The sequence below is a fragment of the Ktedonobacter racemifer DSM 44963 genome, from assembly GCF_000178855.1.
In the GTDB taxonomy this organism is placed as follows: Bacteria; Chloroflexota; Ktedonobacteria; order Ktedonobacterales; family Ktedonobacteraceae; genus Ktedonobacter; species Ktedonobacter racemifer.
The window spans coordinates 1-9,039 of the sequence record NZ_ADVG01000009.1 but is presented as its reverse complement, the minus strand read 5'-3'; the positions used below and the strand labels follow the sequence as shown (position 1 = coordinate 9,039).

Below are 9,039 nucleotides of genomic sequence, written 5' to 3'. Positions count from 1 at the left end.
TCCATAACCCGGCGAGCCATGCAGTGGCGAGAGGTCCTGAATATATACTTTACAAGAGCAATAAAAAAGAGGCCGATACAATCGGCCTCTTTTTTATTGCTTTTCTTGCTCTTTGTGAGAGCGCGCCTGGGGATAGAGGGGCGAGGGAGTTTCGCGGGGCACGATAAATGGCTCACGCTCCTCTGGCTCTTCGACATCGCGTTTCTCTTGCTCCATGGCCGCGCTTTTATTCATGCGTGGGCGCTTCTGGCTCTCGGAAACGAGTGGGCCATCGCGCTCTTCCAGGCGCAGGGGTACTATCTCGCCTCCATTTGCTGGTCGCTCTTCTACCTCCTCCTCAGGTGGTAGCAGGGCGATCTCAATTACCTCGTCCATATTCTCGACCAGGGTAAACTGGAGTCGCTGACGAATACGGGAGGGGATCTCGATGAGGTCTTTTTTGTTTTCAGCGGGAGCAATAATATGGGTAATGCCGGCTTGCTGGGCCGCCAGGACCTTCTCTTTCAGGCCTCCAATGGGCAGGACATCGCCCAGCAAGGTGATCTCACCGGTCATGGCGATATCACCACGTACGGCGCGCCTGGTCAATGCCGACACCAGGGTTGTGGCGATGGTGATGCCTGCTGAGGGTCCATCTTTGGGCATGGCGTTCTCTGGCATGTGGATATGCAGGTCGGTGGCATCCTGAAAGTTGGGATCGATCTTCAACATATCGGCGCGCGTGCGGATATAGGAGAGCGCCGCCATGGCCGACTCCCGCATTACGTCTCCAAGTTGACCAGTCACCATCAGGTCGCCCTTACCAACCATGGTCACGACCTCAACAGGTAGCATAACGCCCCCGTTCTCGGTCACGCCCAGGCCCATTGCCGAGCCCACGCGTGGCTTGTGCGTCAACTGCATATCCGCGTAGCGCGGCAGTCCCAGGTATTGCCCCAGGTTATTCGTCGTCAGGCGAATACGTGTATTCGGCTTCTCCAGCACACGCCGGGCAGCTTTACGACAGATTGTGGCCAGTTGGCGCTCCAGGTTACGCACACCTGCCTCGCGCGTGTAATCCGTCACGATATGCTGCATAACAGGCTGAGGAATGCGTACCTGCTCAGGGCTCAAGCCATGCTCGTTCAGTACCTTGGGCCAAAGGTGCCTTGTGCCGATATTCACCTTCTCGTCAAGCATATAGCCTGGCAGGTCGATGATATCCATACGATCGGCCAGGGGCCGGGGAATCTGGTATTTGACGTTCCCGGTACAGATGAAGAAGACCTCGGAGAGATCAAAGGGGATCTCCAGGTAGTGGTCGACGAAGGTCTTGTTCTGAGCAGGGTCCAGTACCTCCAGCAGGGCCGCACTTGGATCTCCGCGCTGCTCCGCCGAGAGCTTATCGATCTCGTCAAGCAGGAAGACCGGGTTACGCACACCCACCGTCTTCATACTCTGAATAATGCGACCAGGCAGAGCGCCGACGTAGGTGCGGCGATGACCGCGAATCTCGGCCTCATCGTGGACGCCACCAAGCGAGATACGCGCGAACTTGCGCCCCAGGGCCTTGGCGATGGAGTAACCCAGCGAGGTCTTACCCACGCCTGGCGGGCCAATCAGACAGAGAATCTGCCCCTGGCTCTCGCTCTTGGGAAGCCCTTCGCGGCTGGCCTGCTGCTGCCGTAGCTGCCGTACAGCCAGGAACTCGATGATACGCTCTTTAATACCCTCCAGGCCGTAGTGGTCATCTTCGAGGATGTGTCGCGTGGCCTCGATATCAAAGGTCTCCTGGCTCCGCTCGTTCCAGGGAAGGGCCAGCAACCAATCGATATAGGCGCGAATCACGCTGATCTCAGCCGACTGCTGGGGCATACGCTCCAGGCGGTCGATCTCCTTGCGCACCCTGGTCATGACCTCGTCTGGTAGCTTCTTCTCGGCCAGGCGCTTGCGCAGCTCATCCGACTCGGAGGTGGTATCCATCCCCAGTTCTTCCTGGATGGCGCGCAATTGCTCGCGCAGGTAGAACTCCTTCTGGGTACGATCCACCTGCGAGCGCACACGACTGCGAATAGTCGTCTCCAGCTCCAGGATCTCAATCTCGTTGCCAATCAGGACGCAGATCTTCTCCAGGCGCTCCATGGGATCTAACGTCTCCAGGAGATCCTGCTGATGCTGGCTATCGGTGACAATATGGGCCGCCAGGGTATCAGAGAGGCGACTGGCCGTCTTGAGCGCCACAATCGAATTGATATCCTCGACTGAGAAGCGCCGGCTTAGCTGCGCATACTGCTCAAAGAGACCTATGGCGTGGCGGACCATAGCATCTGCCTGCGAGCCAGTGGCCTGGACATCGTCGTGCACCTCAACCTGCGCACGCATAAAAGGCTCGGTCTCAGTAAACTCTTTCACGCTGACCCGGTTTATGCCACGGATGACCACCTGCACACTGCCATCCTGCTGGCGATGCATAGTGGAGATCTCAGCCAGGGTACCGATGGGGTAAATATCTTTGAACTCGGGGTCATCTATATCTGCATCACGCTGCGTCACAGCGACCAGCATGCGGTCTGGTCGCATCATAGTTTCTTCAACGGCACGAACTGTCTTCTCGCGGGCAATGACCAACGCATGCCGATTATGGGGGAAGGCCACTATATTCTTCAACGCCACAAGCGGATAACTTTCCAACATCTCCTCTACATGTTCCTGGCGTTCCTGTTCACTCATTGGTTTCCCACCTGTCTAGCCTGACCGGTCACCTACCTACAAAAACCTACTGCATCAAATCCAATGAACGATCGCTGGGCATCGCACCGCTTTATTTCTGCCCTCATGCTAGGCTATAAAAGTTGATGAGTCTGCCCTAGGCAGACTCATTCTCAGAATAGGCATTGGTGCGATCCGTCCTCGTCACAAGCAAGGGCTTATGGCGGGAAGCAATCACCTCTCCGTTTATGATCACCTTCTTTACGTCGGCACGAGAAGGAATTTCGTACATTACATCCAGCAGGACGTCCTCGATAATCGAGCGCAAACCGCGCGCACCCGTCTTCTGCTTCAGCGCTCGCTCGGCTGCTGCCTCTAGCGCGTCACTGGTGAAGACAAGATCCACATGATCGAGCTGTAAGAACTTCTGATACTGCTTTACAATCGCGTTCTTAGGCTCGGTCAGGATACGCACCAGGGCCTCCTGATCCAATGGATCAAGCGAAACACTTACGGGGAGACGTCCCACAAACTCGGGAATCAGGCCGAATTTGAGCAGGTCATCGGGATTGAGCTTGGTGAGAATCGGCTGATCCTTCTCTTGCTCCGCAGTCTCGCCACTCGGTTTGACGCCGCTAAAACCCATCATCTTATTGCTACCAAGGCGCTGCTCCACGATTTTCTCCAGGCCCTCAAAGGCACCTCCACAGATAAAGAGGATGTTTGAAGTATTGATCTGGATGAAATCCTGGTGCGGATGCTTGCGTCCACCCTGAGGAGGCACATTGGCCACCGTACCCTCGATAATCTTCAGTAACGCCTGCTGCACACCCTCGCCCGAGACATCACGCGTAATCGAGGGGTTGTCCGATTTGCGCGCGATCTTATCGATCTCGTCAATGTACACAATGCCGCGTTCAGCGCGTGCGATATCGAAGTCAGCCGTCTGGATCAAACGGAGGAGGATATTCTCCACATCCTCACCAACGTAACCGGCCTCCGTCAACGCGGTCGCGTCCGCGATGCAGAAGGGAACGTCGAGAACTTTTGCCAGCGTCTGAGCCAGCAGGGTCTTACCACTACCAGTTGGACCAATCAGCAGGATGTTACTCTTGCCCAGTTCAACATCATCGATCTGCATGCCGACGCCAATGCGCTTGTAGTGGTTGTAGACCGCTACCGCCAGGGCGCGCTTGGCACGTTCCTGACCGATGACATAACTGCTGAGCTGCTCATAGATCTTCTTGGGCGCCGGCATCTTCCCTGTCTGCGTACCACGAGGCTTGGCAACAGTGGCTTGCTCCTCTTCGATGATTTCTCGACACAGGTCGATACACTCATCGCAGATGTAGACCCCGCCAGGTCCAGCGATTAAACGCTGAACCTGGTCCTGGCTCTTGCCACAAAATGAACAACGGTATGTTGTGCGCATGTTTTTCGAGTTTGCCACGTCTGTTACCTTTCCTACTAGTGCTTTCTCCGCACCTGGTAGCGATATGCTTACTCTACGGTCTGATCCTTGGTGTCCTCGGGTAGAGATGTTTCTGTTGCAGACGCCTCACTCTTGCTACTCTCATTATCAGTCTCGGCCGCAATCTCCTCAGCAGCAGCCGCGGCCGCAATGGCACTCTCTTCACTCTCGGTGCCTTCCGCCGCGTCTGGATCGGGTCCGGCAACGATATCAACCAGGCGACCAGTTGTCTTCTCGCGCAGGAAGCTGCGGGCTAGCGCATCCGCCTGCTCTTTGCTGCGCTGAAGTGGCTGTCCACTCTGATCATAGAGATCGAAGAGCATCTTAATATCGTCTGGCGAAACCGTAATGTTCTCGGCCTTGGCAATCGCATCCAGTACCAACTGGCGCTTCACGCTCTTCTCGGCGTCGGGGCGCAGCTCTTTGAGATACTCTTCACGTGATTTGCGCATCATCATCAGGTACTGGTCTAGCGAGAGCTTCTGCTGCTCCAGAAGATGCGAGAACTGGTGGAGCATCTCTTCCGCCTGCTCGTCAATCAACAGCGGATGCAGGGTAAAGTTTGACTGCTCAATGACGGCATCCAGGGCCTTGTCTCTCAGCTCCTCACGAATGCGACGCTTCTTATTTTCCAGAATGTTATCGCTCAAGAACTTGCGCAGGTCTTCCAGGCTGGAATACTGGCCATCACTAACCTTTTCAGCGAACTCGTCATTTAGTTCAGGAAGCTCTTTCTCTTCAACCTTATGCAGCTTGACCTCAAACTGCGCCTCCTGACCAGCAAGCTTTTCGTTGCCATAGTCAGCGGGGATGGTTGTGGTAAAGCTCTTCTCTTCTCCGGCGTTCATGCCTACGATATGCTCATCCATGCCCGAGAAGAGGCCAACACGCTCGTGGGTCAACTCAAAGGGATTATCTTTCAGGTCTGAGACTTTCTGCTCACCGCTGGTCACTTTGAGGTCCATCGTCACGCGGTTATCATACTCAGCGGCGTGCTCAACCTCTTTCCAGGTGGTCAAACGCTGGCGCAGAGTGTCCAGCTCTTGCTCGACCTCCTCAGAGGTAACATCGGCCTCCTCGCGCTCCATCTGGATAGACTTGTAATCGCCCAGTTCAACGGGAGTAACGATGGGAACAGTAATCTTGAAGTGGTAGGGTTCTCCCATTTCGATAGAGGGCGCATCCAGCGTCGGCTGCGTAATGGGAACAATCTCGTGCTCAACAAGGGTGTCACGATAGGCCTCGGAAATCAGCTCATCAAGGCCCTCCTGGTAAATGTATTCCTTGCCCATTCTGCGCTCAATCATTGAGCGAGGGGCTTTCCCTCGACGGAACCCCTGTATATCTACCTGCTTTACAATCTTTTTATATGCCTTATCCGAGGCTTTTTCCATCTCATCCCAGGTAACATCTACTTCCAGTACTGCCTCGCTGGTTGGCAACTTTTCAACAGAGACCTTCACAGTTCCTCCAACAGGTTTTCTTTATCATAAATCTCGTACGTAGTCTTTGTTCGGAAATAAAATTCAAAGCTACAGTGTATTATTATATCGCGGGTAAGTAGGCTGTGGGAAGTACCTATCCTGGGAGAATACATAGGATTGTTGGTATATTCGAGGCACAATTCGAAGGTGACCCACATGATTGCCGCGCGAATAGGCCATGCCCCGTACTCTCTCAGCTGTCTCCCACCTCTAGACCACCCCACAACAGAGTATCTCGTCTCGCTTATCGCATCCCTCAGAACAGGTGTTATGATGGTATGTCTTGTGTGGGTTTTGTCTGCACTTGCCCACAGAGGGCTAACCGTGTTACCAGTCGCCCTCTGCTTCAAGAATTTGGAGCGGGAGACGGGATTCGAACCCGCGACATTCACCTTGGCAAGGTGACGCTCTACCACTGAGCCACTCCCGCATATTCGGTTGTCATGGTAGCTACCAGTGTGCATCATAGCGATGCTTACTCCAACCACCACGGTTCAGCGTGGCCACTGCGATACATATCGTTTTCCCTTCCTGTCCAGTATAACAAACGAAAGCGTTTTTTTCTTCCACCTGTCACACTGTCAGCCTTCGCACCTCTTAGCTAACAAACAAGGTAGACAAGAGAGCGCTACGATACTCTAGTGCAAGACCACCTGGAGCGGGAGACGGGATTCGAACCCGCGACATTCACCTTGGCAAGGTGACGCTCTACCACTGAGCCACTCCCGCAAGTGCCATTTAAAAGGACACGTTTTGCTGTATTCTTAACAGGATATCTAGCTTTTCGGTAACCTTTCGGTTTCCGGTGGGCGGTGAGAGACTCGAACTCTCACGGTTCATCACCAACAGATCCTAAGTCTGTCCTGTCTACCAATTTCAGCAACCGCCCGCTACTGATGTGCATATCTAGCCAGGGCTGATACTCTCAGACAATGCTTTCGTCCAGCACAACGCTAGTAATCTCACTTGAGAGATAATACATCAGTGAGATACCTGCTGTCAAGATAATTTCCAGATTTTATACCTTCAGGCCACATAAAGCGATAAACTTGAGAGCCCTAATGTTGGTAAAGTAAGTGACATGGTGTTCCCCCGGCAGCCTGCGCTACCAGGGGAACACCATGTCACTTACTCTTTCCTTTTGCATCGTGCCTACCTGGATGATACAATGAAGATAAAGAAACGCTGTACGATAATGCTGGGACCTATTACGTATGAGTCAAATAACTTCATCGACTTCTAGCTTACCTGACACCATACAGCCCGATCTTTATATCAATCGCGAATTAAGCTGGATCGAGTTTAATCGCCGTGTCTTTGAGGAAGCTAAAAACCCACGCCACCCGCTGCTTGAGCGCGTCAAATTTGTATCCATTTTTGAGACAAATCTGGATGAGTTTATTATGATTCGCCTGGCTGGTCTAAAAGATCAGATTGCTTCGCGCGCAGCGCCACGCAGTCCAGACGGTCGTACAGCCGCGCAACAGTTAGAAGCGGTACGCAGGCAACTGGCCCCCCTGGTACAGGAGGTCCGCCAGTACTGGCGACATGATATCCTTCCACTCCTGGCAGACCAGCATATTCATATTCTCGATTATGAGCAACTCGATGTGCTCCAACGCAACGAACTACGGGCTTACTTTGAACGTGAAGTCTTTCCGGTTCTAACCCCCCTCGCAGTCGACTCTGTACACCCTTTCCCACATATCTCAAACCTGAGCTTGAACCTGGCTGTGGTCCTGACAGATGTCCTGCATAATAAGGAACTCTTCGCACGTGTGAAAATTCCGCCATCTCTGCCACGCCTGGTTCCCGTCACACGCTCCATGGAAAATGACAACGAGCAGCAGCAAGAGGTCTTTGTCTGGATAGAACAGCTCATCGCCGCGCATCTGAGCACACTCTTCCCTGGATTCGATATCTGGGAGTCCTATCCCTTCCGTGTGATACGCGATGCAGACCTTGAGCTACAAGAGGATGATGCCTCCGACCTGCTTGAAACAATCGAGCAAGAGGTACGTGATCGCCGCTTTGGCGTCGTCGTCGACCTGGCCGTCAATCCCTCTATGCCTCAGCGCATCCGTCATTTGTTGATCGATAACCTTGAGATTACGCATGATGATCTGACGGTCATTGACGGGCAACTGGGCATGGGAGATGTCATAGAGCTACGAAACCTGGATTGTCCTGAGCTGAAGGACCCTCCCTTTACTCCGCGTGTTCCCAGCTTTGTGCGGCGTGGATCCGATCTCTTTACTACCATTAAGAAACACGATGTCTTGCTACATCATCCCTTTGACAGCTTTAGCACCATCGTCGACTTTATTAATGCCTCCGCCGATGATCCCGATGTGCTTACGATTAAACAGACCCTCTATCGCGTTGGACCCAACTCACCTGTTGTGCAGGCCCTGCTGCGCGCGGCAGAGAATGGGAAACAGGTCGCGGTGCTGGTCGAGCTAAAAGCACGCTTCGACGAGGAGAATAACATTGTCTGGGCACGTAAGCTGGAGCTGGCGGGGGTACACGTAGTCTATGGACTCAAAGGCTTGAAAACCCACTCCAAGCTTGCCCTGGTGGTGCGCAAGGAGGGCAAGAGCCTGCGACGCTATGTCCACCTGGGAACAGGCAACTACAATGCCGCTACGGCCCGCATTTATGAAGACCTGGGCCTGCTCACCAGCAACCAGGAGATCTGTGATGACGTGACGCTGCTCTTCAACTCACTGACAGGCTATTCGCGCCAGGCGCACTACCGTCAGTTACTTGTGGCTCCCATTGGGCTGCGACGCGGCCTCAACGAACACATTGAACGCGAGATCAGGCTACATGAGGAGCATGGCAATGGACGCCTGATCTTCAAATTTAATTCGCTGACCGATCCTGAAATCATCTCACTGCTCTATAAAGCCTCGCGGGCCGGAGTTGAGATTGATCTTGTGATCCGTGGCATCTGCTGCCTGCGTCCGGGTATCCCCGGTATCAGCGAAAATATTCGTGTGCGCAGCCTCGTCGGACGTTTTCTTGAGCATAGCCGCGTCTACTACTTTGGCAATAACGGCAACCCCGAGATTCTGCTTGGAAGCGCGGACCTGATGCAACGCAATCTCAACAATCGTGTAGAAGTACTCTTCCCGATTGAGCATCGCTATATACGCGACGCGCTCTATGAGAATATGCTGCGCCCAGTCCTGGCCGACAATGTCAACGCGCATGAGCTTAACGCGGATGGCTGCTATCACCGTGTGCAAAACGATGATCCTGATATGCCAGTGATGGATAGCCAGAGCTGGTTTATCGCCCACCCTCTCTTCGAGGTCACGGATGAGGAAGAAGGTCCTGATACGACCATCAGAGCCATTCCTTCTTCAGCTTAAATAAGAGAAAAGCAAAAGT

General features: G+C 53.6%; 4 protein-coding genes and 3 tRNA genes. 1 reads left to right on the top strand and 6 read right to left on the bottom strand.

What is annotated here, in order from left to right; translation table 11 throughout:
• Nucleotides 1–93: 93 nt before the first annotated feature.
• The 6 genes from lon to KRAC_RS60305 form a co-directional block, all read right to left on the bottom strand.
• Entirely contained in the window at nt 94–2,709 is a 2,616-nt protein-coding gene (lon, locus tag KRAC_RS60335) for an endopeptidase La (protein WP_007923742.1), read from the bottom strand.
• Nucleotides 2,710–2,845: 136 nt separating this feature from the next.
• Nucleotides 2,846–4,120 carry an ATP-dependent Clp protease ATP-binding subunit ClpX gene (clpX, locus tag KRAC_RS60330; RefSeq protein WP_052569474.1) on the bottom strand — a complete coding sequence of 425 codons (1,275 nt, stop codon included), beginning with the start codon at nt 4,118–4,120 and terminating at the stop codon, nt 2,846–2,848.
• A gap of 68 nt (nt 4,121–4,188) precedes the next feature.
• The gene (tig, locus tag KRAC_RS60325) at nt 4,189–5,622 is read right to left on the bottom strand and encodes a trigger factor (protein WP_007923740.1); all 1,434 of its coding nucleotides are present in this window, start codon (nt 5,620–5,622) and stop codon (nt 4,189–4,191) included.
• Between the two features lie 376 nt (nt 5,623–5,998).
• A tRNA-Gly gene (locus tag KRAC_RS60315) sits at nt 5,999–6,073 on the bottom strand.
• Between the two features lie 224 nt (nt 6,074–6,297).
• Nucleotides 6,298–6,372, bottom strand: a tRNA-Gly gene (locus KRAC_RS60310).
• Between the two features lie 77 nt (nt 6,373–6,449).
• A tRNA-Leu gene (locus tag KRAC_RS60305) sits at nt 6,450–6,532 on the bottom strand.
• 325 nt (nt 6,533–6,857) lie between these two features.
• On the opposite strand from KRAC_RS60305, the gene ppk1 reads away from it, so the two are divergent.
• On the top strand, nt 6,858–9,020 hold the full coding sequence (gene ppk1 / locus KRAC_RS60300; RefSeq protein ID WP_007923738.1) for a polyphosphate kinase 1: 2,163 nt from the start codon (nt 6,858–6,860) through the stop codon (nt 9,018–9,020).
• Nucleotides 9,021–9,039: the final 19 nt, after the last annotated feature.

What these genes read in the sequence shown, in the direction of transcription:
- lon (WP_007923742.1), bottom strand. Translation starts at nt 2,709, where the DNA reads ATGAGTGAACAGGAACGCCAGGAACATGTAGAGGAGATGTTGGAAAGT.
- clpX (WP_052569474.1), bottom strand. Translation starts at nt 4,120, where the DNA reads ATGCGCACAACATACCGTTGTTCATTTTGTGGCAAGAGCCAGGACCAG.
- ppk1 (WP_007923738.1), top strand. Translation starts at nt 6,858, where the DNA reads ATGAGTCAAATAACTTCATCGACTTCTAGCTTACCTGACACCATACAG.